Below are 24,872 nucleotides of genomic sequence, written 5' to 3' on the forward strand. Positions count from 1 at the left end.
GCTTCGGCCACATCCATACCGCCGAACTTGTTTCGCCACCGGTAGAACGTCTGCTCCGTGATGTTGTGCCGCCTGCACAGATCTTTCACCGGCTCTTCGCGGCTCCCGACTTCCCGCAGAATGCGGATGATCTGTTCGTCGGTGTGTCGCTTCTTCGTCGAGTTCTCCTTGCCTTTAGGATAAGGGAACTCACTCGCCATTTGGCTACACGATCCGCCGCGGGTCAGTGTGTTTCGCTGTTCATCGTGATCGATCCAGATGGGTAGTGTTTGAGTGTGGCAGCGCTTACTCGTTTCCTCCTGAGCGGGAGAAACGCTGCCGATCGGGTTATGCCGGTAAGCTAAAAGAAAACTTAACAATGGTTGACCTACAAGCCGGGCGGTTGGCGCTACATTAAGCGCGTTCACGCGCGAGGGAGTGCATCGAGCAGTGCTCTTTAAGTGACTTCGAGGTGTGGGCTGAAAACCCGCGTCTTGGGCAAAAACCGGGATAACTAACTACATCCAGGAGGAGGTCGCTGGCGAAGCCGCGCCGCGTCTAGGGTTGCGGGGTGTTGTGAACGCGGGTCGTGTCGGATGCTGGATACGGGGTTGTCTGCCTACGTCAACTGCACGGGGCCAGGTTCGTCGGTAGTGCTCGCACAGCCACAATGGATGCTCGAGTTGCACATTGGTGCTGCATTGTTCGGTTCGTTACTGTTTGCGCTGTTTGTACTGGGTACTCCGACAGCCCTGAAAGGTCCGGTGTCGGAAGCCAGTTACGCGATTGGCATAGTGCCGCGTATCGGTGCGGTTCGATTTCTCATATCCGCTGATGGTGCTTTCTTTTCGACGCCGCGGATTGTTCAGCTCCTCGGTGTGATTGTTTGTTTGATGATTCAGTTCGTGTCGGTGGCACGACTGGTGCCACGAACGGCCCGCAGCCAGATGAAGGCAAGCCCGGCAAGCTGTTGCGTGGGCGCTTGACGGCGTAGAGGTTATTTACGATTAGAGAGGACAGGTTTTCGTCCTCGTCGGTTAGTTGTATCCGGTGTTTGAGAAACGTCAAATATTATAAATTCGTAATCCTAATTGTGTGGTCAGACAATATGAAAATAAAACGACTCACTCACTGTTTGCTCATTGCGTGGATGAGTTGCGCGGGGATAAGCCATGCCGCAGGTATCGTTGTCGACGGTGGAACGGCGACGACTGTTTCGGCCGGGGCAAATGGTCGTCAAACGGTCAACATCGCGCCCGCTTTCGGTGGCGTCTCGAACAACACCTACTCGTCGTTCAACGTATCGAAAGCCGGCGCTGACCTGAACAACGCCGGCGTGAACGCGAGCACGATCGTCAATCAGGTCACGAGCACGAACCCGTCGCTGATCCAGGGCGCGATCAACGTGCTGGGTCCCCGTGCGAACGTGATCCTGGCCAATCCGAACGGCATCACGGTCGACGGTGGAAGCTTCGTGAACGCAGGCCACGTCGTGCTGTCGACCGGCCAGGTCAGCTTTGACGACCTCACGCTCGCGCCCGGCGTGACCCAGCGCAACGTCGTACTGAATACGAACCAGGGTGCGATCACGATCGGCCCGGGTGGACTGTCCGGCGACATCGTCAATCTTGATCTGATCGCCAGGCAACTGAACATCAACGGTCCGGTCACGAACAGCTTCACGAGTTCGACAAGTGGCATCCGCGCGATCGTCGGCAGTGGCACCGCCACCTATGACACGGGCTTCTCGCCCTCGGACAACGGTCACGACTGGCTGATCGGCGCGACATCGTCCGGCGCGAGCAACAAGGGCATAGCGGTCGATATCACGGCGGCCGGCGGACTCACCGCGGGCCGTGTGCAGCTCGTCGTCACCGACCAGGGCGCGGGCGTGCATAGCCTCGGCAAACTCTATGCGAGCGCAGGCGACGTCGTCGTGTCGAGTTTGGGGGATATCTCGGTGGCGGACGGCTCGATCACGGCCGCGCACGACGTGCAACTGTCGACCACCGGCGCGGTCGCGCTGCAAGGCGCGCAGGTGACCGCGGCGAACGATGTGTCGATTGCGGCGAACGGCATCGTGCTGACGGATGATGCAACCGGCCCGTCTACCATTTCAGCTCAGGCGGGGGCGGTGAACCTGACCAGCACGGCGGACATTTCGAATACCGGCAGCGTGATCCAGGCCGGCGAGACGCCGCAAAGCGGCCCGACGACCGGCGGCAACGTGACGCTCACGGCCGCCGGAAACATCGCAAACGATTCCAGTGCTTCGAACCTCGGCATCGTGTTTGCCGCGAACGGCGCCGTGTCGCTGAGCGCGCAGGGCAACATCACCAACGACAACGCGCGCATCCTGTCGAACCAGGGCGTCACGTTGACCGCGCAGGGCGATGTGTCGAACCAGATCGACCACTCCGGCGGCGTCAACGGCGGCCAGCCGGCCGCGTATTCGGACACCGGCGGCAGCTTCCTGTTCTTCACGCACTCGACGAGCGGCGTGAACGTCGACTACGGCACGGTGAATCGCCCCGATCAGCTCGCGTATATCGCCTCGACAGCGGGACCGGTGTCGATCACGGGCCGCAACGTGTCGAACACGGGCGGCATCATCCAGACCAATACCGGCGACATCACGATCGCCGCACAGACCGCGTTCACGAATGCAGCGGTGTTTTCGGGGCAGGCGAGCTACGTGCAAAGCTGCTGGATCTTCTGTCACGCGAGCGCTTCGAGCACGGTCACGCCTTACGGCGGCACGATCCAGTCGGGCGGCAACATCGCGATTCAGGCCGGCACGACGGCGAGCGACATCGGCGGCACGGTCTATGCAACCGGCAACCTGAGCGTCGCCGCACCGATCACCTATGCGACCGGCGTGACCGGCTATTCGGCGATCAACCAGGATCACGGCTTCAAGGCTTTCTTCGGCAGCACGTGGGCGGAGCTGATCGCGTTCGACGTCGGCGGCGGTTTTACCGCAGACGGGCTGGTTCGCCTGACCGGCGACGCGGTGATCGACGGCGGTTATCTGTCGGGCGGCAACGGGGTGTCGGTTGCAGGGACGACCACCACGCTTCGCGCGCCGTCGCGCACGCCGGTGGAGATCGGCCAGCATCTGGGCCTGACGACCTACTGGTGGCGCTGAGCATGAAATGGTCCATCCTGAGCATCCTGCTGTTGGTCGTGTTCGCACTCGGATGCGTGCTCGTGTTCGTATGGGTGACGGCGCCGCCGCCATGCCTCAAGTCTGCCGGCGGGGCGCACTCGACGTCCCGGGCCCGTGAGGAGTGACGATGCGTATTTCACCCAAGATCTGGCTGTATGCGATCCCGGCGATCGCGATGTCGCATACGGCGGCATTTGCGCAGACCGCGCCGCTTCCGGCGGCTCGCCCGATCCAGGATCCGGCGCAGCAGCTGATCGACCAGCAGCGCGAGCAAGCCCGCCAGCGGCAGCTCCAGCAGCCGCCGGCGTCGATCACGATTGCGCCGACGTCGGAAACGACGCTGGATATCCCGCCCGGTACGCCGGTTGACGCAATCGTCGAATCCGGACCGACGTTTCCGGTCGGAACGATCGCGCTGCGCACACCGGACGGCCAGCCGTTCGTGCCGCCGGGCGGGGTGTCGCGAGCGTCGCTGGCGGAGACGATCGCGCCGTTCACCGGTCACGACCTCGGCTCGCACCGGATCAATGTGCTTCTCAAGCGCTTGACGGATGTGTTCGTTGGGGCGGGCTTCGTGACGACACGCGCATTGCTCGGTCCGCAAAGCCTGGCGACCGGTACGCTCACGGTCACGATCCAGCTTGGCCGGATCGCCGATTTCGTGGTCAACGGAAAGCCGGTTCAGCGGCTGAAGGCAGGGGAGGCGTCGGCCGGCGGCGGCTGGCTGACCGATGCCGGCTACGAGAACGCGTTTCCGGTGTCGCCCGGCGATCCGCTGCGACTGTCCGACATCGACCAGGGCGTGGCCCAGATCAACCGCTTGCGGCGCAATCAGGCGCAGGTGCAGATCCTGCCCGGCCAGGCGGCCGGCGATTCGATCGTCGAAATCGACAACAAGCCGGGCGATCGCACCTATGCGACGCTCGGTGTCGACAACTACGGCAGTTCGGCGACCGGCGTGACACGCTACCGCGCCGGCATTGAAGCGGACAACCTGGTCGGCCTGCAGGAGTCGTTGAGCCTGAACTACATCGACAGCCAGGACAGCAACGCGCTGGTGGGCTCGATCGCGGTGCCGTTCGGCCGCCATACGTTCAGCTACACGGTGTCGGACTCCGAGTACCAGCAGGTTGTCGGCACGACCGCGCTGCTTTACGGGCGCACGCTGTCGCACATCTTCGGGTGGAACTACACGGTGGACCGCACGCTCGCGGACGTCGTGAACCTCGACGCGACGCTGTCATGGCGACGCACCGACCGTGTCGTGAACGGCATCGACCTCGACCCGCAACGTCTTGCGGTGCTGCGCGCGGGCGTGAACTGGCTGCACAAATTCGCGCTGAACGACGCGGCCGGCAACGTGACGCTGGACGCCGGCGTGTCGCAGGGATTGCCGTGGCTCGAGGCGGATCACGATGCGGCCAATATCGATGAAACGGACGCGCATAGCCAGTTCACGAAACTCGACGCGACGGCGACCTACGCGCTGCCGCTGCCGAAACTCGGCGCGGCGCAGTTCGCTTATCGCGGTGCGCTGGGCGGGCAATGGACGAACGTGGCGCTCTACGGCTCGGAGCAGCTCTACCTGGGCGGGATGGATACGGTGAGGGGCTTCCGGTCCGGCGAGATTGCCGGCGACCGCGGCATCTATGCGCGCAACGAACTCGCGTGGGTGAACGTGCCGGCATGGCATGACGCGCGTGTCGAGCCGTACGTGTTTTTCGACGCGGGGAAGGCGAACCTGCTCGCGGAGCCGGGTTTCCCGACGCTGGCCGGGGCGGGTGCGGGACTGCGCACGCAATGGCAGTGGCATGGAAAACAGCTATCGGGCGAACTGTTGGCCGGGCGCCAGCTATGCCGGCCGGCATCGCTGGGCTCGAAGGCAACGCTGGTGCTAGGCACCGCGAACCTGGCGTTCTGAACGTCAACGCTCCTTGCATCGTCCCTCGATGATCCGGACAGGACGGATGGGGCAATGGGGCTCGTTCCGTCATCCATTTTTCATTCAGCAGGAAAACGAATCATGCAAAAGACTGCCACTCGAATCCTGATCGCCACGGCGATCGCATGGCAACTGACGACACCCGCGAACGCACAGACCGTTACCGCGCCGACGACCGCGCCGACCTCGACAGTCGCGACCGTCAACGGGACGCCGATCACAAATGCCGAAATCAATGCGGTGTTGCAGGTGTCGAAGCAGCCGGACAGTCCGCAGATCCGGCAGGCGATCAAGAATCAGCTGATTGCGCGGGTGTTGATCCAGCAGGCGGCCGAGAAGGCGAACTACGGGAGCAGGCCGGAGGTTCAGACGGCGATGCAGGCGGCGAAGGTCAATGCGGAGACGCAACTTTACCTGAAGGACAATGTGAAGCCGGCGTCGGTGGCGGATGCGGACGTCAAGGCGCGCTACGACGAAATCGTTGCTTCGCTCGGCCAGGATGAATACAGGCCGCGCCTGATCGTCGTCAAGGACCCTGCGACGGCCGCCACCGTGCTGAGCGAATTGAAGGCGGGTAAGCCGTTCGATGGTGTTGCACGCCAGTACAGCATTGCACCGAGCCGCGATGCCGGCGGCGAATTGCCGTGGGTGAGCTTCAGGACGCCGGCGACGGACGGCAAAACGTCGGGTTTGCCGGTGGCGATCGCGCAGGCGCTCGAGAAGCTGCCGGTGGGCGCAATCACGTCCGATTCCATTGCGGTCGACGGCGCGAGGGTCATCGTGAAACTCGACGCGAAGCGGCCGACGCAGGTGCCATCCTTCAACCAGGCGCAGGCGCCGATCCGCCAGCAGCTCGAGGCGCTCGCGCTGCAGAAGGCGAGTGCGCAGTTTGTCGGCGGGCTGTTGAAAAGCGCGACGATTCAACAGTAGGGAGCGGGGTCGCCATATCTCGCCTTCTACAAAATCCTGAGAGCACCGAAAAAAGACATGACGGCAAGTGAAAACGCAGTAGACGAAGACGCGGTGATTCAGGAGGGCGAGGTCGCGGGGTTCTGGCGCAGGACGGTGGCGTTTGGCATCGATTGCATCGTGCTTGGATTGATCGGACTGGCGCTGGCCGTTTTATTCTTCAATCCGTTGGCCGAAATCGGACAGTGGGGAAGATTGATCGGATTCCTTATCGGTCTGATTTATTTCGGCTTGATGGAAGGACATGCAGGACGAAGTCAGTCACTCGGAAAGCAGGCGTTGAGTATCAAGGTCGTCAGGCGGGGCGCAGACGGGATCGTGCCGCTGAGCGTGAAACAAGCGTGTCTGCGCTATGCAATAGTCGCCGTCCCGACCGTTCTCGGCGGTATCGGATTCGTCGACCTCCCGGCGATGAACTCGCCCGATGCAGTGTGGGTCGTACGGTTGAACGCGTTTGCCATATCGATGTGGGGCGCGTCGCTGATATACCTGCTTGCATTCAACCGGCCCAGCCGGCAATCGTTGCAGGATCTTGCCGTCTCGAGTCTCGTCGTCCGGGTTTCGGCGAAGCAGGCGCAAGTGGTGCCGGTTCGCAGACGGCACTGGGTCGTGCTGGGTGCGTTCGCCGGACTCATCTTGCTCGCGAGTCCGTTCGTGAATCGACTTCTTGCGTCGAAGCTGGCGGATCTGGACACGATCCAGCGTGCGACGTTGTCGGTGCCGTCGGTTCGGCAAAGCAGCGTCACGACGAGTGGCATCTGGCAACTCGGAGCGTCGGGCAAGGCCGCTCGCACCATCACGACGATTTCCGTTGTGAGCGGTTCCCCGATGCTGCAAGCGGAACAGGGTACGCATGCGGTCGCGCGGGCGGCTTTCGGCGCGTCGCCGATGCTTTCGAACCAGGACATCGTTACGATCGTTTCCGTCCGTGGCGTCGACCTCGGCATTGCCTCCTGGCGAACACAGTTTGTTGAAAGCTGGCCGGGACGCCAATGGCCATCGAAGATGGTGTCCCCATGAGGGTCTCGTCGGCCGGCTCGGGTCATTGCGGAGACGCACTCAGCGCGCCATCGTAGGACGCGGAGCGGCCACGAATGCCTGGATTGCCGGAGGACGCCTTCCGTCGGAAGGGTTTCGAGTCGGCTCGCCGTCGGCTCGCGCCCTTCGCCCGAATCCCTCGATTCCTCCTTCGAGGCCGCTATTTTGCACATCGCAAATTGGCATATCTTTTACGATCATTGGCATCGACGCCACTTTTTCGACTACCCGGCTTCATCCAGTATTCAAGGCAAAGGGGCGTCGGTTGATTGCCCGAGAAAGCGATTGCCTCGATATCGGAATACGCCATGACCACGAAGCGGCAAGTTGTGGGCGCAGGGATTCTGCTTGTCATGATCTATGCGCTGCAGTTTCTGACGGCTCGCGCGAGCCTCGAACGGCATATCACGCCCGCCGGCCTGACGATCCTCCGTTTTTACGCCGCGGGCGCCTTGTTCGTTCCTTACGTGTGCAGGGCCAGGACCCGAGCCGGTCTCGCGCAACTCGGGCTCGTCAAGATCGTCGCGCTGTCGTTGCTTGCCGGTTTCCCGTACCTGATGGTGATCAACACGGGCATCTCGCTGACCTCGGCGGGTTACGTCGCCACGGTGGGCCCGGGCTCGATCGTCCTTTTTTCATTCCTGCTGCCGGTTGTTTTACTGAAGGACCGTCCGAGCCACGCGTCGATGATCAGCACGGCCCTGATCACCGTGGGCATCCTTCTGTTCATCTACAACACGCTTCTGGCCAAGGAATTGTCGCCCGCCGGAACGGCGCTCTTCGTGCTCCAGGGGCTGATGTTTTCCCTGTACGGCATTCTGATCAGGAAGTGGCAGGTCAATCCGGTTCTCGGCACGGCGGTCGTCTCTCTCGCCTCGTGCCTGCCTGCATGCGTGGCGCATGCCACGACGCACACCGGCTTCGCCGATGCCACGATGAAGGAAATCATCTTCCAGGCCTTCGCCCAGGGGATCCTGTCGGGCGCCGCGGCGATATTCCTCTACACGTACATCGTTCGGACTGTCGGACCGCAAAAGGCGTCGCTGGTCATGCCCAGCGTGCCCATCATCACGACGGCGGCGGGATGTTTTCTGCTGCATGAGCCGGTGAGCCCGGTTCAGGTCGTCGGGTTGATCGCCATGGCCCTGGGCATGTCGATTCCGGGTCTGGCGGCAATACGCCGGAAATATCCGGTTTCCGTTATCGCTCCATGAAGATTATCGAAAATGTAGAAATATAAAGGAAACTTTATATGGATATCGATGTTCAGCCGATCGTTGACTGGAACGAACCGGGCAATAGCGAACTGACAGGTCGTGCATCCGATCAACTTTCAAAGGGTGGAATTCCATACTTCCGCATTCCCCGTTTTGCAACGACTGAAGAGTGCAAAGCATGGGTGGACAGTGCGGTCAAGCCAGGGTTCGGGCCTTACCGCGGGGTCGAACCGATCATCAACCGGATCGGCAATACGGTTTTCGAATACAACGGCATTTCGCGGCACGCGTATTTCGCGAAAAACGTCGCGCCGAGACGAATTCAGAAACGGATGTACGAGGCGTCGTGCGGGCCGCTGGAACGGTTCATCGCGTTGTTCGAGCAACGAGCGCGGCGGCATGTCGGCGTCGCGCGCATAGGGGATCAACTGGCGCGGAATCTCAACCTGCGCGTCTCTCACCGACAGCGGGCGGCCCCACAATTTCGAACGTCGGTGAAGTCCTTCCGACGACGAGATGAAAGAAGGGGCGCACAGCGGCGACGATCGCGCCGTCGTCGGTGCGGAAGGCGCCGTGTTCGCGCCGGCCGTCCGTGATGTTCCACCCTGTCGGGCCGATCGAAGGCGAGCGCTTGTCCTTTACTTCGGCCATCGGACGCCTTTCGGGCGGCAGCCTTGAGGCGTGGTCGCGATCGCCGTCGAGTCCGATCCCCTCGACGGGCGATGGTACGGCAACGCGAACCCTCACGGCGGCCGGATGAAGATCGTCCTGCCCGGAACGCCCGCAGGCGCGAAGGCCGCCGGGGTACGATATGTACCGATCGTTCGTGCCAAGGGGAGCCCGTATGAGCGTGGATCATGGGCGGAAAGCGGGGCCCAATGTCGTCTGTCTGATCTCGACCGAACTGCTGGCTTTCGAATTCGGTATTGCATACGAGGTGTTCGGCTTGCCACGGCCCGATTTCGGCGGCCGCTGGTACAGCTTCGCGTGCGCGGCCGTTCGCCCGGGCACGATTCATTCCAGCGGCGGGCTTCCCGTCTCCATCGATCAGGGCGTCGAAGCCCTGGAAGCGGCCGATCTGATCGTGATCCCGGGCTGGCCGGACGTTGCGGCGCCGATCGAGCGTTCCGTCATCGAGGCCGTGCAGCGGGCCCACCGTCGCGGCGCGCGCATCGCCTCGCTGTGCTCGGGTGTCGTCGTTCCGGCGGAAGCCGGGCTCCTGGACAACGGCAAGGCGACGACGCACTGGCGTTTCATCGACAGCATTGCCAAGCGCTTTCCACTGGTCGAATTCGATCCGGACGTTCTGTACGTCGACCGCGGAACGGTGCTGACCGCCGCAGGGAGTGCCGCCGGCATCGATCTGTGCATTCATATCGTCCGGCAGGATTTCGGCGTGGAGAAAGCCAATATCGTGGCGAGAGGACTCGTCATGCCGCCGCATCGCGAAGGCGGGCAGTCGCAGTTCATTCCCCAGCCGGTCCCCAGGGCGTATGAGGCAACGCGTATCGGCGGCATCCTGACGCACATCCGGCAGCACCTGGGGGAGAGCCATCCGGTCGAGACCCTGGCGCGACAGGCGGGGATGAGCCTGCGGACGTTCCAGCGGCGATTCGAGGCATTGACCGGACTTCCACCGAGTTCGTGGTTGATGCGCGAGCGCCTGAGGGTCGCCTGCGAACTGCTGGAGCACAAGGCGGAATACAGCCTGGAGGAGGTCGCGTCGCTCAGCGGTTTCGGCACGCTCCCGACCATGCGGCATCATTTTCGCAAGATGCTGCGGACCAGTCCGCGCAGCTACCGGATGATGTTTCAAGGCGCGTTGTCGCCGCATCAGCAGGCCGCCGAAGCGGCTGCGCAACGAAGCGGCGACGCGTCGCGGACGCGGGCCTGACGGACCCGGCGTCCGTTCGAACCGGGCCTGCGCGGGATCGGACGCCGCGCGCTGGTCGCTGACGGCCTGTTCCGGTACGGACGGGCCCGCTTGTTCTCCCGGAGACCGCTTGCGCCATCCGGATACAGCCGGCGAGTGGATGCCGTGCCGGCTCTCGGCTTCGTGCACGATCGGAATGACCAGATCGTCAGGTCAGTCGCCTCGCCGTCGAGTTTCGCCCGCCGCCGCGACCAACAAGATGTCGCCCACCAAACGGCGACAGGAAGCGTCGGCTCGGCGCGAATGACGGAAGCCCGGCCCGGAGCACCCGGTTCTCGCCGGTGCGCGATGACGGCATGCATTGAACAGTGAATAAATGAATGAATTCGGCGAATAAAACGACAATGGAAATTATGTGATTTTCGTAAATTATCGAACCGATTCTGACCATATCCGGATTGCGTCGGTTTTGTGACGCCGGGTCCGAAAATCGTGCAGATCGCCCGCTCTGGCCGCCGGCTGGCGGCTGCGGGAACGGCCCCGGTGCGTGCGCACCGGAGTCTATTCGATCCCTAATTAACCCGTGAAATCTTTCGAAATACCGCGTATGGCAATCGGAACTCGAGAACTGATTATTCCGGTTGCTGTGTATGATTTTATTTGGCAGGATTTTCATCAAGTTGCGCGGCCATAAAACAACAAAGCGGCCGACCATTCAATTAACGGAAATGACGCATTCCGGATGGGCGACGGTTTGACGGATAGATGACAAAAAAGTAACGAGGCGGCGAACAGGCGGCATTGTTCGCGATGGGTGAATCAATCGCTTGCCCGGCGACGTCGATGCATCGCGCCATCGATCCGGGCGAATCCGATACGGGGCCGGTCATGGCGACACTCAAGAACGATTCTTCCGGGGAAGCGTGCCTGCTCCGCGCGTATCACGTGTTCGGCCGCGACCCCGCGCGCTGCGACACCGTCATCCGGGACGCATCGGTGTCCCGCGTCCATGCCCATGTACGCTGGAGCGGCGGGCGGTGGGAACTTCACGATCACAGCAGCAACGGCACGTCGGTATCGGGCGCGCCGTTGCGCGACGGCGAGCACGCGGTGCTGAAACCCGGCGACGTGATCCGGTTCGGCCGGGCCGGTATCGCGCCGTGGCGCGTCGAGGCGCTCGACGATCCGGCCGACACGCTCTGGCCGATACGGGGCGCCGCGCCTCCGATCGTGCTCGCGCCGAGCCAGATCCTGCCCGCGCATGCCGCGCGGCCGGTCTCGATCGTCCGGTCGGCGGCTGGCGAATGGCTGTGCGACGACACGCTGCCGCCGCGCGCGCTCCATGACGGCGACGAAGTGTCGACCGGCGACGTCACGTGGCGCGTGGCGCTGGTGAGTGGCGGTTCGACGATGTCGCTCGCGGTGCCGGCGGATCCGGCCGCGCCGGCGCAACTGCTGGAATTCTTCGTCAGCCGTAACGAAGAGCACGTGCGCACGCTGCTGCACGTGCGCGGCGGGGTGGTCGACCTCGGCGAACGGGCCCATCACTACAGCCTCGTCACGCTCGCGCGCGCACGCTCGGCCGACATGCAGGCCGGCTACGACGCCGCGTCGCAAGGCTGGATCGATCTCGGCCGGCTGGCGCACATGCTCGGCATCGATACGTCGCACGTCAACGTGCAGATTCACCGCGCCCGGAGCCAGTTCGCGGCACTGCCGGGGCTCGACGCGAGCCAGCTCGTCGAGCGCCGGCGCGGCAGCGTCCGCTTCGGCGATTTTCCGTTCCGCATCGTGCGCGGGGAGCATCTCGAATGCCAGTCGGTGCCGGGGGGCGCCGAACTGCGTTTCGACGCGCATCGTCCGGCGTCGGGCCCGGTCGTCCATTTCTCGTGAGCGCGGGAGAATCGGCGGTATCGCCGGCGGCGTCCCGCGCGCCCGCCGTGCCCGGCGCGTCCGAATCGCGGCGGGCCGCCGCGCCTTTCGCGGAGCTTGCCGGCAAGTGGCATTACCGGCTCGGCCCGCTGCTCGGCGAAGGCGGCAACGGCGTGGTGTTTCGCGCGACCTGCGGCGAAACCGGGCAGGAGGTCGCGATCAAGCTGATGCGCGACGACACGGCGCGGACCGCGCCGGAACGCGCGCACCGGCGTGCGCGCTTTCGGCGCGAGACGCGCCTGTGCGAAGCGCTGCGGCATCCGAACATCGTGGCGCTGCTGGACCAGGGGCAAGCGCCGGACGGGCGGCTGTTCGCGGTATTCGAACTGGTGCAGGGCCGGACCGTGCGCGACTGGCTCGCGGCGGACGGGCCGCTGTCTGCCGTCGACACCGGGCGGCTGATGACGGAGGTGCTCGACGCGCTCGCGGCCGCGCATCGGCGCGGCATCGTGCATCGCGATCTGAAGCCGCAGAACATCGTGATCGCGATGGCCGACGACGGGCCGCACGCGAAGCTCCTCGATTTCGGCATCGGCGCGTTGCTGCCCGGCACGGAAGACATCGCGCGACAGACCGCGACGCTGGCGACGGAGGTGCTCGGCTCGCCGTCGTATTGCGCCCCCGAGCAATTGCGCAACGCGCCGCCGACGCCGCGCAGCGACCTGTATGCGTGGGGCCTGGTCGTGATCGAATGCCTGACGGGCGATGTGGTCATGCAGGGCGCAAGCGTGGCGGACATTCTCTATCAGCAGCTCAGCCCGGTGGATGTCGCGCTCCCGCCGTCGATCGCGTCGCATCCGCTCGGCTCGGTGCTGCGGCGCGCGCTGAACAAGAATCCGGAGCAGCGCGCCGCGTCGGCGGACGAACTCGCGGCGCAGTTCCGCACGCTCAACTTCGCGGCGCTCGTCGGCCAGTTCGATGCCAGCCGCGCAAGCCGGCGAACGCGCGCGCAGCCGTCCGCGCCGCGGGGCGACACGATCGCGGCGGCCGGCGAGTACCGGCAGGTCACCACGCTGTGCTGTTGCGTGACGATCGCCGGGGAGGGCAGGCAACGCCACGCCGGGACCGATCACGGCGATCTGCTCGACGGCTACGAGGAGCAGTGGCTGACGAAGTGCGCCGACATCGCCGTCGGCTACGGCGCGCACGCCGGCGGACGGCTCGGCGATACGCTGCTGTTCCATTTCGGCCTGCAGGGCGACCTCGACCGGCCCGCGCGCCGCGCGGCGCGCGCGGCACTCGACATGGTGCGGGTGGCCGAGCGCGCGCGGCTGCCGGTGCCGGCGACTGCCGGCGGCATCGGCGGCGGCGAAGGCTGGCGCGTCGAAGTGGCCGCGGCGATTCACGTCGGGCAGGCGCTCGCGCACGCGTCGCACATGTCGGGCGTCTCGACGCCTGCCGCGGCGTCGCGGTTGCTGAGGCTGGCCGGACCCGGGCAGATCCTGATCAGCGACGATGCGCGGCTCGCGCTCGAACGGCATGCCGACCACCGGCCGACCGCGCTGCGGCTGGCGCGCGCGGGCCTCGTGCCGCAGCCGGTCCATGAGTTGCTCGGCGAGCGGCGCGCCGATACGCCGTTCGATTCGCTCGACACCGGCACGCGGGCGCCGATGGTCGGCCGCGCGCGCGAACTCGACGCGCTGCTGCGCGCGTGGCAGGAGACGCTTGCACGATACCGGCGCGCGCTGCGTGGCGAGGCGGCGCCGTACGGCGTGCCGCGGCTCGTCGTCGGCGACGCGGGCATCGGCAAGTCGCGCCTCGTGCACGAGCTGTGCGAGGCCGTGCGGCTGCAGGGCCACGCGTTCGCGCATTGCGGGTGCCTGCCCGAGCGCGAGAATCATGCGCTGTTTCCGATCCTCCGGTTCATCGGCGCGCACTGGCACATCGACGCCGACAGCCCGGCCGGCGGCGCGCTCGCGGCGATCGACGCGATGATCGCGCCGCTCGAATGCGATCACGCGGCGGCGCGCGCCGCGCTTGCGACCTGGCTGGGGCTGCCCTGCGACGCGCAGGGCTTTTTGTGGTCGAGCGCGCGCGAGCGGCATGCGTTGTTCGACGTTCTCGAGCAACTGATCGTGTCGCTCGGCAACGGCGCGCCGGTGTTGCTCGTCGTCGAGGACGTCCAGTGGATCGATCGCTCGACGGAGGATTTTCTGGGATACCTGCAGGGCTCGCCGCGCGCGGCGGCGCTCGCCGTGGTGTTCACGTCGCGTCCCGACAAGCTCGGGCGCTGGCGCGGCACGACCGAACGCCTGGTGCTGCGCCGGCTGTCGCGCGACGACGCGCAGCGCCTGATGTCGGCGCACCTCGGCCGGAGCACGCCCGATCCGGTCTGGCTCGACCAGCTTGCCCATCGCACGGCGGGCATCCCGCTGTTCATCGAGGCCGTCGCGCGCGAGCTGGAGACGAGCGGCGCGGAGGGGGCGCCCGCGGGGCGGCGGGCAACGGATCCCTATCCGCTTCCGCTCAGCCTCGGCGGCATGCTCGGTCTCGCGTTCGACCGGATCGACGATGCGCGCGACACGGCGCAACTCGCCGCGACCATCGGGCTCGAGGTGGATGCACAACTGCTCGCCGACGCGTCGCCGCACGATCGGGTCACGCTCGACGCGCATCTGCGGCTGCTGCTCGAGGAACGGATCGTGTACGCGCAGCATCGGCGCGATCGGGTGTTCTATGCGTTCCGCCACGCGCTGATTCGCGATGCCGCCTACGAATCGATGCCGGCCGCCGTGCGGCGCGGCAACCATGCGCGGGTCGGCCGTGCGCTGAGCGCGGAAGCCGATCGCGGCGCCGGGGCGCACGCGTTCGGCGTCGCCGGGCACTTCGCGCAGGCGGGGGCGCTGGCCGACGCGATCGCCCACGGCATCGACGCGGCGCGGCGCGCGCTCGAACGCGCGCGGTACGACGACGCGATCCGCTACGGGCAGGCCGTGCTCGACTGGCTCGGCAACGCCGCCTATGCACAACGCGAACACGACGGCGCGCGGCTCCGCACGACCCTGACGCACGCGACGATGGCGCGGTTCGGCTGGGCGGATCCGCAGGTGCGCACGCATGCGGAGCAGTTGTTGCGGCAGACGCAGACGCTCGACGATCCGGCGCTCGAAATCAGCGCGCTCTGGACCTTGTCGACCTACTACCACGTCGCGGGCGACCGTCCCACCGTGCGCCGGATCGGCTCGCGGCTCGACGCGCTCGCGGCCGGGCGCGGCGAGGCCGGCATCCAGGTCGCGGCGGACACGATGCGCGGCATGAGCCTGTGGATCGACGGCCACTATGCATGCGCCCGCGCCGCGTTCGACGCGGTGCTGGCGGGCTACGACGTGCGACGCGACGCGGACCACCGGCGCATCCTCGGGCTCGATACGCGCGCGTGGACGATGGCGTCGCTGGCGAGCGTGCGCTGGTGCATGGACGACGATCCGCAGGCCGCGCTCGCGATGGGGCGCGACGCGGTGCATTGCGCGACCTGCCTCGACCATTTGCCGACGCTCGGCGTGACGATGATGTACCTCGCGCGAACCTGCCAGCTCGCGGGCGACCGCGACGGGGCGCTCGCGCTGTCGGAGGCGATCCTGCGCCTGTCGGATGTGCACCGGCTGCGCGCGGTGGGGCACTACGCGGCGATCATTCGCGCGTGGGCGCACGGGGATCGCGCGGGCCTGGTTGCCCATCTCGATGCGCAGCAGGCGTCGGGCGGGCTGCTCGGGCTGACCTATTACGCGTCGCTGCTTGCCGAGCTGGATGCCGGGTGCGGCGATTTCGACGCCGCGCTGGCGCAGCTCGGGCACTGCCTGGCCCGCTGCGAATCGACCGGCGAGCGTTACTACGAAGCCCAGTTGCTGCTGAAGAAATGCGAGTACCTGCGCGCGGCCGACCCGCGGCGAAACGGCGAGGCGGCCCGGGCCGCCTGCCGGCGCGCAGCCGGAATTGCAACGACGGCGGGCATGGGCCGCATCGCCACGCACGCCGAAACGATGTTGCATGCGCTGCTGTAGATGGTCCCATTCGTCCTTCTTGGAGAGCAAACCGATGGCCCAGAATCTGCGTTCCCCGACGTACGAGGAATTCCTCGAATACCGCGCCGTGATCATCGAGGCGATTGCCCTAGCCTGGCATTCCCCGGTGTTCCTCGAGGCGCTCGAGACCGACCCGATCCAGGCGTTGAGCGACCAGTTCCAGTACGACTATCCGTTTCAGATCGACCTGCAGGTCAAGAACGACACGTCGCGCTGGACGCCGGACGTCAACGGCGGCTGGACGACGCTGCGCAACAACCGGCTCACGCTGGTCCTGCCGCCCGCGCCGGAAGACTTGTCGCAGTACGCGCAGGCGCTCGCCGCGTATAACGCGAACCACATCGACATCCTGGACCGTCAATAACCTCAAGGAGTCTCACATGGCAGTGGACAACGCTACGCCGACGCTCGAATCGATGCTGGAGTTCCAGCAGGTGTACCTGCGCGCGATCGCGCTTTCCTGGCGCGATCCGGTGTTCAAGGAGGACTTGCTGACGCATCCGTTCGATGCGCTCTCGAGATATTTCAACTATCAATGCCCGTGGCTGCTCGAGCTCGAGGTGGTGAAGCCGGGCGCCGGTTATGGCTGGGACAGCCGCGAAGGGAGCTGGCGCCTGCCGCGCAACACGATGACGGTCGGCGTGCCGGCGCGGCCGGCACAGCTGAACGAGGAGGCGGTGGCACTCGCGGCCTACAGCGACGCCGGGCCGTGCTACCTGTTCACGTGCTGCTGACCGCGCGCGCCTGAGCCGTGCGCCGCCGTGCAGCCCGTGCGGGACGGGCCGCACGGCGGCGATTGTGACTTGCCTGGAGGCAGACGATGCTCGACGATTTCTCGCGCATATTGCGCTTCAAACCGCATTTGCGCGTGCTCGACGCGGGGCCCGACACGCTGTTCGTCGTCGACGAATTCAAGCGCGCGATGCTGTCCGGCGCGCTCTTCGTGCGGATCGCGGCCTGCCTGCGGACACGGATGACGACCGGCGAGATCGTGACGTCGCTGTCGGGCGAGTTCGGCGAATGGAACGTGCTCGCCGGGCTCGACCATCTGGTGCGCCGCGCCTACGTGCGCGCGGACGCCCCGCACGACGACGATGCGGCGCGCGGCTTCTTCGAGCGCGCCGGCCTCGACGGCGACGCGGCCTGCGCGCAGGTCGCGCAATTGCGCGTCGCGGTCGAGCGGTTCGGCGCCGACGACGCCGCGCTCAGGCGCGCGCTCGACGCCGCCGGCATCGACGTCGTGGCGGATGCCGCGCTGACCGTCGCGATCGCCGATACGCACGACCGCGACGATCTCGCCGCGTGCGCCGCCCGCGTCGCGGCGCGCGGCGGGGCGCTGCTGGTCGTCGCGGCCGGCGGCGTGCAGACGCTGATCGGGCCGTTGCTGGCCGGCGGCGGCGGGCTTGCCGACGCGCCATGCATCGAATGCGTGCGTTACTGGATTCGCATCAACCGGCCGGTCGAGGCGTTGCTCGCGCGCCATCACGGCAGCGACGCGACGCGCCTGCCGCAGGCCGCGTCGCGCGCGGCGGCCGCGGCGGCGGCCGCGCTCGTGGCGGCGACGCTCGAGCAGATCGCGGTCAGCCGCACGGCATCGGAGCGCGCGCAGACGCATATCGTGGCGCAGCGCATCGACACGCTGGCCGCCGAGCGGCACCGCGTGCTGAAGCGGCCGCAATGCCCGTGCTGCGGCAATCCCGCGTGGATGCGCGAGCAGGCGGCGCGGGCGCCGCGTCTCGCCGATCCCGCGCCGCTGGCGCGCGCCGACGGCGGCTACCGCACCGCCGATCCGCAGCAGGTGTTTGCGCGCCATGCGCACCTGATCTCGCCGGTCAGCGGCGCGATCGCCTATCTGCACCCGATGCCGAAGCGGCATGCGGGCCTGCGCAAGGTCTACGCATCGGGCTTTCTCGTGTGCCCGGCCGCCGTGCCGGGCAGCAACCGGTTCGACCGGATCTGCTCCGGCAAGGGCCGCACCGACGAGCAGGCGCGTACGAGCGCGCTATGCGAGGCGCTCGAGCGTTTCAGCAGCGTGTACCAGGGGGACGAGGCGACGCTGACCGGAAGCATCGACAGCCTGCTCGCCGACCCGGCGTGCGATGCCGCCCCGATCCACGTGAACGATCTTCAGCAGTTCAGCGAACGGCAATTCGACGCGCGCGACGCGATCAACGCGTTGACCCGCGACGTTCGCAAGCAGGTGCCGCCGCGCTTCACGGCGCGCGACGTGATCGACTGGACGCCGGCCTGGTCGCTCGTGACCGGCCGGCGCCGCCTCGTGCCGCTGAGCTACTGCTATGCGGAGACGCCCGACAGTGCGCGGGCGCCGGCCGCATGCGTGCACAACCCGAACGGCTGCGCGGCGGGATCGAGCGTCGACGAGGCCATCCTGCAAGGCATGCTCGAATTGATCGAGCGCGATGCGGTCGCGATCTGGTGGTACAACCGGATTCCGCGCCCGGGCGTCGAACTCGCGAGTTTCGACGATCCGTATTTCGAGGCGCTCGTGCGGGAATACGCGGCGTTCGGATGGCGTCTGTGGGCGCTCGACATCACCGCCGATCTCGGCGCGCCGACCGTGGCCGCGCTGGCGGAGAATCCGCAGGACGGGCGCTTCTCGATCGGTTTCGGCTGCCACCCGGACGGCCGCATCGCGGTGCAGCGGGCGCTGACCGAGGTCAACCAGTTGCTCGACGTCACGGCGGACGCGCCGCACCCGTGGGATCGCGACAAGCTTGCGGATACCCGGTTCCTGTATCCGGCGGACGAGGCGCCCGCCACGACCGCGTCGACGTGGCAGCCGGTCGACGCCGCGTCGTTGCCGGCGGCGATCGCGCATGCTGTCGGCCGCATCGCGGCAGCCGGCATGGACGTGCTCGTCGTCGACAAGACGCGGCCCGACATCGGCCTGCACGTGGTGCAGGTGATCGCGCCGGGGCTGTGCCATTTCTGGCCGCGTTTCGGCGCGCAACGGCTCTACTCGGTCCCGGTGCAACTGGGCTGGCGCGGGCAGCCGTGCAGCGAGCCGGAGTTGAACGAGGCGTTGCTGTTCCTTTGACGCCAGGGCTACCGCACGACGCCTCCGGCGTTGCGCCGGCCGTCGTGGCGCGGCGACACCCGGCCGGCCTGCCCGGGTGTCGCCGCGCGGCAGCGCGTCACGGCCGGCCGGCGCCGCGCCGCCGCCCGGCCGGCGTCACGCCAGCGCCTGCGCCGGCAGGCGCTTCGCGACGGCCTCCTCGGACTTCAGCGACACGGCCAGATGCAGCGCGGTGGTCGTGAAGCCGCCCAGGCCGACGATGACGAGCAGCGCGAGGAGCGAGATGCCCTCGGTCGCGGTGACCACTGCCTTGACGCCCAGGAAGCGGAACACCTGGCCGGTGATCGTGTCGACGAACGCCTCCGCCGCCTCGAAGCCGTCCAGCTCCTCGCCGCTCTTCACGGCCCACACGATCGTCAGGGCCAGCCGCGCGCAGCCCCACAGATTGACCGTGATCTGATCCACTTCCGCGGGGATCTTGTATTTCTTGCCGGCGATCTTGAGCGCGCCGGCCCGTCCATAGCCCGCGACGGTGTTCAGCAGCCACAGCAGGTTGTTGAGCCCCTTGGCGTCGTTGCACGAGAAGCCGCCCGCATCGCTCGCGATCATCCACGGCACGCTGAAGAACGCGGAGCCGAAGCCCATGAACAGCGAGCCGGTACTGATCGCCTCCACCTCGGTCTCCTCGGTCTGCAGCGCGATCTCGATGGTGTCGAGAATCGTCGCGGCGAAGATGCAGACCGACGCCGAGACGCCGAAGAAGATCGAGATGGCCGATTTCTGTTCGGCGCTGACCATCAGCGAAACCTCGGACTTCGGCGCGATGCCGCTCTGCTCGGCGAGCCACTGCGCGGTGAACGACGACTTGAAGCGGGTGACGCTCGCGGCGTCGGGGAACGGCGCGTCGTGCTTCACCAGCTTGTACAGCAGCGTGCCGGGGATGGCGACGATGTACGAGAACAGGTCGCGCACCTTGATGCTCAGCGACGAGCCGGTGATCAGCTTGTAAAGCTGCGAGACGAACGGGATGTCCCATTCCGTGTCGAACAGGTCCTTGATCGCGGTGATCACGTCGCCGACCAGGTCGAGAATCGTCAGGACCAGGCCCTTGGCCGCGCTCAGCGCAAACTGGGTGACGCCCTCCATCACCTTGACGGTGCCCGCGATCAGCAGGTCGAGCACGCGATCGGGGGTGCGGCCGATCTGCTCGAAGTACGTGGCGGCGGCGCTGAACGCATTCTTGCCCTGACCGAACTCGAAGTTGTCGGCGACGTCCTTCAGTTTCTCGCACAGGCCCTGGAGCGGGTCGGTGGCGAGCACCAGCGCATCGCTCCGGGCCAGCGCGCGCGTCGATTTGTAGTTGTCCGAAAACGCGTTGAACAGCACGTTGTGGCTGGTGGATTCGTCGATTCGCGGGTCGGGCTGGTCGACGTCGTTCGCATACTGGCCGATCCCGAGCTTCGGGTCCAGTTTCGCGATGAACGTGTTGACGGCCTTGTCGATCTCCGTCTGCAGGTGGTCGAAGCCGGCCGCCACCTGGCCCTTCACCGCATCGACCGCCAGGAGCAGATAGTCGAAGGTCGCGTCGAACGTATGGAGGGTCGCCTCCGCCGAGCGCTTGATGTCGCCCCATGCGAAGAAGAAGGCCAGCCACTCGTACAGCTCCTTGAAGAACACCTTGAGCTTGTTCCAGATGCCCTCGACGATATCGAACGCCTGCTGGAAGAGCGTGATGGTCTTGTCGATCAGGTACGTCACGCCGTCGATGAGGAAGTTGAACACGACCTTGATCTCGCTGACGAGCCGCGTGACCGGATCGATGATGGTCGTCACGACGAATTCCTTCAGGCCGTTGATGATGCGGCCGACGCCGTTCTTGATCGCGTTCCAGATGTCGCCCCAGTCGATGTCGAGGAAGCCGGCATTGATCAGCGTTTCGTCGCCGGACGTCGCCAGCGTGCGGGAGCGCAGCAGGTAGGCGCCGGCCTGGTCCGCGGACAGGTCGTCGTAGTGCAGGCCGTTATCGGTGAACGACACGCGCCAGTGCTGCGCGGGCACGTCTTCCGGCACGAGCGCGAACGGGTCGGCGGTGCCGCGCGTCGTATGCCGCAGCCCGACGAGCGAGCGGTTCGCGCCGAGGTAGCGTTGGCTCCGGACGGCCGCATTCGCCGGCATGCCGAACGACATCGACTGCCGCATGACCTTCGCCACGTTCTCGGCGTTTTCGCGGGTGCGGAAATCCCCGTCCAGCAGGTAGGCGCCGGAGGCGTTTTTCGCGTTCCAGACGGCGTCGGCGTCGACCGCGTGCATCTTCTCCTGCAGTGCGCCGTTCGGCTCCACGGTGACGCCTTCGCCCGGCTGCATGTACTGCGTGCGGACGTGGTAGCTGGGGCTCGCGAGGCTGTTGGCGAAGCGCTCGATCACGACCTTGCCGCCGCCGCCGGACAGGACGGGGATCGTGTAGTCGGGGCTCGCCTGGTAGTAGAGGCCGTTGATGCGCAGCGGCACCATCGACGCCGCATCGATGTGGACCTGCGCATTGACCGCGAGCTGCCCGGCGTCGTCCAGCACGGTGATTTCCGTGGCATGGGTCGGTACCGGCGTCATCTCGCCCGTGCCCTGCAGGCGGATGGCCTCGTTGGTCCACTGGGTCGTCTTCGGATCCTGCCAGAAGCGGTAAAGCTTGCTGTCCGACGACACGGAATACGCTTCCGAGAAGCCGGCGGCGTTGCGGCCGACGGTGAATTTCGTGTTGGGCACCGGGTTGCCGAGCTGGAACAGGCTCGACCAGTTGATCTTGTTGAGCCCGCTGCTGATCTGCCGCGTGTGGTAGAGCCGCTGGTCCTTGCCGATCGCGAAGATCTCGAGCAGTCCGCCTGCGTTGATGACGGCCCGCAGCCCGGTCACCGGCGCCGCGTTGCTGACCAGCACCCAGTCGTCGAACTGGATGCCGGACGTGCTGTACTTCTTCTCGCGCTTCTGCCAGATGCCGAAGTCGGTGTCGACGATGAAGATGTTCAGGCGCTTCTCCTGGTCGGACACGACCGCGATGTCGATCGCCTTCTTGTAGCCGAGCGTCGTGAAATAGGAAAAGCGGAAGTCGCTCTGCGCGAACAGCACGGCGTTGTCGGGGCCGATGGCGAACAGTGACTGCTGGACCGGATCGTTCGAGCACATCGCGATGCGCTTGACCGTGGCATTGTCCGTGCTGCTCTGGCTCTTGCGGATCGGCACCCAGTCGGTCGACCCCCAGGTGCCGTCCTTCCTCAGGTAGCTGCTGCCGACTTCGTCGTTGTCGAGCACGACGTTGACGTAGATGTTGCCGAAATTCCGGGTCGACAGCATCTGCTTGAGCGGGCGCTTTGCGCTGGCAGGCTGGCAGTCGGCCTGCGCATAGCGGCCGTCCTTCCATTGGCTCAGCGTCAGCTTGCCGTTCGTGCCGATGCCGAGAAGGTTGGGGTTGTCGTAATCGTCGCTGCGCGCGAGGTAGGGGCTGATCTGGCTCGCGGTGACGCCGAGATCGGCTTCGGTCCAGCCGGTGTCCGACTGGTTGTCCGCGCGGATGCGGTAGACCTTTTGCGCGGTGCCGGACGAATAGATGTCGAGGCGTCCGGCGGAATTGAGGAACGTCGAGATGTCGCTCGCGCCGGTGACGGGGCTGACGATCTCGTAGCTTTCCATCAGGCGGGTGCTGACCTGCAGGCCCGATTTCGGATCGGACGCGTTGCCGTAGAGCGAAGCGGACAGGGACGGCGGGACGGTATGAACGCCAGGCATGGAATCTCTCCAGTGAAAGGGATGGGCGGTGACGACTAGGGCGTGTCGCGCGTGAGCGCGCGCGCGGTTTGCAACAGGGGCGCTGTCCAGCGCCAGCGGCGGTCGGTGGACGAGCACACCGTGGCGTACGCGCCGGCATGGGGAGCGAGCATGCCGGCCAGCCGCGCGGCTGCTTGCGCGAAGCCGGCGACGCCGCGCCGTGCGCCGCGGCGCAGCGCATGCACCAGCTCCCACAGGTCGGGGTAGAAGGCGGTGAGCCGTCCGCGATGCGCGGGGTTCTCGGCGACGAACGCGATCGCGTCCAGCGCGGTGTCGCGCGCGGCGCGGCACGCGTCGTGGTCGGCGCGGCCGAGCGCGGTCAGTGCCGTCGCGACATTCGCGTTCACGCACGCATCGACCGGATTCGGCGCCGCCCGGCGGTCGAGCCAGGTGCGGCACGCTCCTTGCGCGACCCACGGATCGGCGTACTCCGGGCGGTAATGCAGCCGCCACGGATGCAGCACGCGGTCCAGCGTGTCGAAGGCCTCGGCCGTGCCGAGCCGTCCGAAGCGGGCCAGCAGCATCAGCGCGAGCGCGGTGTCGTCGGCGTCCGCCGGCAGGTCGGCGCCGAGCCAGGACGGCATGCGCCCGGGCGGGTAGAAATGGAACGCCCCCGCGCAGGTAAGCGACGCGCAGCTCTCGAGGAAGTCGAGGCCGCGGGCGATCGCGCGATCGGCGGTACCGGCCGGCAGGCAGGCCAGTTCGTCGAGGATCAGGGCCGTGACGAAGGCGTTCTCGTCGACGTGGTGGTGCGCATCGACGCTCACGTGCGACGGGAACGCGCCGCCGGGCGCCTGGGCGGCGACGAGCGCGTCGAGCGCGGCGAGTGGATTGGACATCGCGTCGGCGGCGCGGGCGGGCAGCGAGGCGCTCATGAGCGTGTCTCGGGGTGGTCGGGCGTCAGTCCGATGGCCACGGTCGCCGGCTGGTCCGACGCCACGACGATGCCGAACATCCCGTGCCGGGTCACGAAGCCGCTCGCGTCCGCCAGCGGTTCGCTCAGCGCGCGGTAGAAGTGCGTGTCCCAGCCGCGGGCGGCGGCGACGCGAAGCACCGTTTCGCGGATGCGGCCATCGCCGCCGAACAGGTCGTTGGCGACCGCGTACAGCGTGAACGTCGACGTGCCGTCGGGTCCGGCGCCGATGCTGACGCCGAAGTCGGCGGCCGGCAGCGCGGCCTCGATGGCGCTGCAGCAGGCATCCTGCAGCAGGCCCAGGACTTCGTCGGCGCGATGGTCGAGCCGCGCCGCCGCCATCAGCAGCGGCACGTCCGCGCGGAACAGGCGGCGCGTGCGGAAGTAAAGCTCGGCGCGCCGGCCCGCGGGCTGCCAGCCGGCCATCACGGGCCGCGCGCCGCGCCGGACGATGGCGGACAGGTCGCCGAGATGGCGGGCGGCCCACGCAACGGCGGGCTCGGCGCCGCGCTCGGGCACCTCCGCGTAGAGCTTGAAGCGGGGCTTGCCGTCGCCGTGCCGTCCGCCGAGCCATGCGCCCCAGGCGAGCGCCGCATTGCCCTGGAAGGACGCGATCGCCGCGAGGTCCGCCGGTTCGACCGATTCGTCGGACAGCGCGGCGATGGCCGCCACCGCGCGGTTCAGCCGGCGCGCGGGGGGAATGTCCGGGCCGGCGGGCTCGACGGTGTAGCGCAGTTCCGGCCGGCCGAACGCGATGGAGATTTCCACCGGGAAGCCGCTGCGCCCCAGTTTGCTGTCGTTCCAGGCGGTGGGTTCCGCCGGCGAACGGTCGCGCAGCAGGTGGCGCAGCGCGGCGTCCGGCGCGGGCGCGGCGAGCGGGTGTGCCGGCGTCCCGTACGAGGACGCCAGCGCCAGCGCGCGCTGCACCGCCGGGTGGAGTTCGGCCATGGGCATGGTGGGCATTG

The 24,872-nt window shown here is 66.7% G+C and carries 18 protein-coding genes; 14 read left to right on the forward strand and 4 right to left on the reverse strand.

Annotated features, from left to right (window positions below; genetic code table 11):
- On the reverse strand, positions 1 to 200 hold a 200-nt coding region (locus GQ57_RS34985; protein ID WP_052001585.1), incomplete at its 3' end, for a transposase.
- Positions 201 to 590: 390 nt separating this feature from the next.
- Between GQ57_RS34985 and GQ57_RS42555 the strand changes: the two genes are divergently transcribed.
- The 14 genes from GQ57_RS42555 (at position 591) to GQ57_RS35040 (ending at position 19,199) form a co-directional block, all read left to right on the forward strand.
- Positions 591 to 965 carry a hypothetical protein gene (locus tag GQ57_RS42555; RefSeq protein WP_152603434.1) on the forward strand — a complete coding sequence of 125 codons (375 nt, stop codon included), beginning with the start codon at positions 591 to 593 and terminating at the stop codon, positions 963 to 965.
- 164 nt (positions 966 to 1,129) lie between these two features.
- The gene (locus GQ57_RS34990) at positions 1,130 to 3,127 is read left to right on the forward strand and encodes a two-partner secretion domain-containing protein (protein ID WP_425321985.1); all 1,998 of its coding nucleotides are present in this window, start codon (positions 1,130 to 1,132) and stop codon (positions 3,125 to 3,127) included.
- Positions 3,128 to 3,129: 2 nt separating this feature from the next.
- The gene (locus GQ57_RS43220; RefSeq protein WP_160257585.1) at positions 3,130 to 3,273 is read left to right on the forward strand and encodes a hypothetical protein; all 144 of its coding nucleotides are present in this window, start codon (positions 3,130 to 3,132) and stop codon (positions 3,271 to 3,273) included.
- A 2-nt stretch (positions 3,274 to 3,275) separates the two neighbouring features.
- The gene (locus tag GQ57_RS34995; RefSeq protein WP_081896847.1) at positions 3,276 to 5,069 is read left to right on the forward strand and encodes a ShlB/FhaC/HecB family hemolysin secretion/activation protein; all 1,794 of its coding nucleotides are present in this window, start codon (positions 3,276 to 3,278) and stop codon (positions 5,067 to 5,069) included.
- A 102-nt stretch (positions 5,070 to 5,171) separates the two neighbouring features.
- Positions 5,172 to 6,020 (forward strand): peptidylprolyl isomerase, encoded by an 849-nt coding sequence (locus tag GQ57_RS35000; RefSeq protein ID WP_031403617.1) that lies wholly within the window; start codon positions 5,172 to 5,174, stop codon positions 6,018 to 6,020.
- 57 nt (positions 6,021 to 6,077) lie between these two features.
- Positions 6,078 to 7,079: an RDD family protein gene (locus GQ57_RS38400; RefSeq protein ID WP_052001586.1), complete on the forward strand. Its 1,002-nt coding sequence runs from the start codon at positions 6,078 to 6,080 to the stop codon at positions 7,077 to 7,079.
- A 326-nt stretch (positions 7,080 to 7,405) separates the two neighbouring features.
- Positions 7,406 to 8,311 carry a DMT family transporter gene (locus GQ57_RS35010; RefSeq protein WP_052001587.1) on the forward strand — a complete coding sequence of 302 codons (906 nt, stop codon included), beginning with the start codon at positions 7,406 to 7,408 and terminating at the stop codon, positions 8,309 to 8,311.
- Positions 8,312 to 8,349: 38 nt separating this feature from the next.
- The gene (locus tag GQ57_RS42560) at positions 8,350 to 8,910 is read left to right on the forward strand and encodes a hypothetical protein (protein ID WP_152603435.1); all 561 of its coding nucleotides are present in this window, start codon (positions 8,350 to 8,352) and stop codon (positions 8,908 to 8,910) included.
- 248 nt (positions 8,911 to 9,158) lie between these two features.
- Positions 9,159 to 10,208, forward strand: a complete 1,050-nt coding sequence (ftrA, locus tag GQ57_RS35015) for a transcriptional regulator FtrA (RefSeq protein ID WP_063934621.1) — start codon at positions 9,159 to 9,161, stop codon at positions 10,206 to 10,208.
- A gap of 867 nt (positions 10,209 to 11,075) precedes the next feature.
- The gene (locus GQ57_RS35020; RefSeq protein WP_031403622.1) at positions 11,076 to 12,080 is read left to right on the forward strand and encodes an FHA domain-containing protein; all 1,005 of its coding nucleotides are present in this window, start codon (positions 11,076 to 11,078) and stop codon (positions 12,078 to 12,080) included.
- Complete coding sequence (locus GQ57_RS35025) at positions 12,077 to 16,120, forward strand: TOMM system kinase/cyclase fusion protein (RefSeq protein ID WP_034200277.1); 4,044 nt, start codon at positions 12,077 to 12,079, stop codon at positions 16,118 to 16,120. The genes GQ57_RS35020 and GQ57_RS35025 overlap by 4 nt, the downstream gene beginning before the upstream one ends.
- A gap of 34 nt (positions 16,121 to 16,154) precedes the next feature.
- A complete protein-coding gene (locus tag GQ57_RS35030; protein ID WP_031403518.1) occupies positions 16,155 to 16,505 on the forward strand; it encodes a BMA_0021/BMA_0022 family TOMM bacteriocin in 351 nt (116 codons plus the stop codon).
- Between the two features lie 16 nt (positions 16,506 to 16,521).
- Complete coding sequence (locus GQ57_RS35035) at positions 16,522 to 16,875, forward strand: BMA_0021/BMA_0022 family TOMM bacteriocin (RefSeq protein WP_031403519.1); 354 nt, start codon at positions 16,522 to 16,524, stop codon at positions 16,873 to 16,875.
- Positions 16,876 to 16,961: 86 nt separating this feature from the next.
- Entirely contained in the window at positions 16,962 to 19,199 is a 2,238-nt protein-coding gene (locus GQ57_RS35040) for a TOMM precursor leader peptide-binding protein (RefSeq protein WP_034200278.1), read from the forward strand.
- A 135-nt stretch (positions 19,200 to 19,334) separates the two neighbouring features.
- Here GQ57_RS35040 and GQ57_RS35045 read toward each other — a convergent pair whose 3' ends face one another.
- Genes GQ57_RS35045 through GQ57_RS35055 form a run of 3 tightly spaced genes read right to left on the reverse strand, consistent with a single transcriptional unit; the run spans position 19,335 to position 24,855 of the window.
- Positions 19,335 to 22,955 carry a hypothetical protein gene (locus GQ57_RS35045; protein ID WP_034200279.1) on the reverse strand — a complete coding sequence of 1,207 codons (3,621 nt, stop codon included), beginning with the start codon at positions 22,953 to 22,955 and terminating at the stop codon, positions 19,335 to 19,337.
- A gap of 35 nt (positions 22,956 to 22,990) precedes the next feature.
- The gene (locus GQ57_RS35050; RefSeq protein WP_052001588.1) at positions 22,991 to 23,869 is read right to left on the reverse strand and encodes a hypothetical protein; all 879 of its coding nucleotides are present in this window, start codon (positions 23,867 to 23,869) and stop codon (positions 22,991 to 22,993) included.
- Positions 23,866 to 24,855 (reverse strand): hypothetical protein, encoded by a 990-nt coding sequence (locus GQ57_RS35055; protein ID WP_034200280.1) that lies wholly within the window; start codon positions 24,853 to 24,855, stop codon positions 23,866 to 23,868. The genes GQ57_RS35050 and GQ57_RS35055 overlap by 4 nt, the downstream gene beginning before the upstream one ends.
- Positions 24,856 to 24,872 lie beyond the last annotated feature (17 nt).

This window comes from Burkholderia sp. MSh2, from assembly GCF_000731655.1.
In the GTDB taxonomy this organism is placed as follows: domain Bacteria; phylum Pseudomonadota; class Gammaproteobacteria; order Burkholderiales; family Burkholderiaceae; genus Burkholderia; species Burkholderia paludis.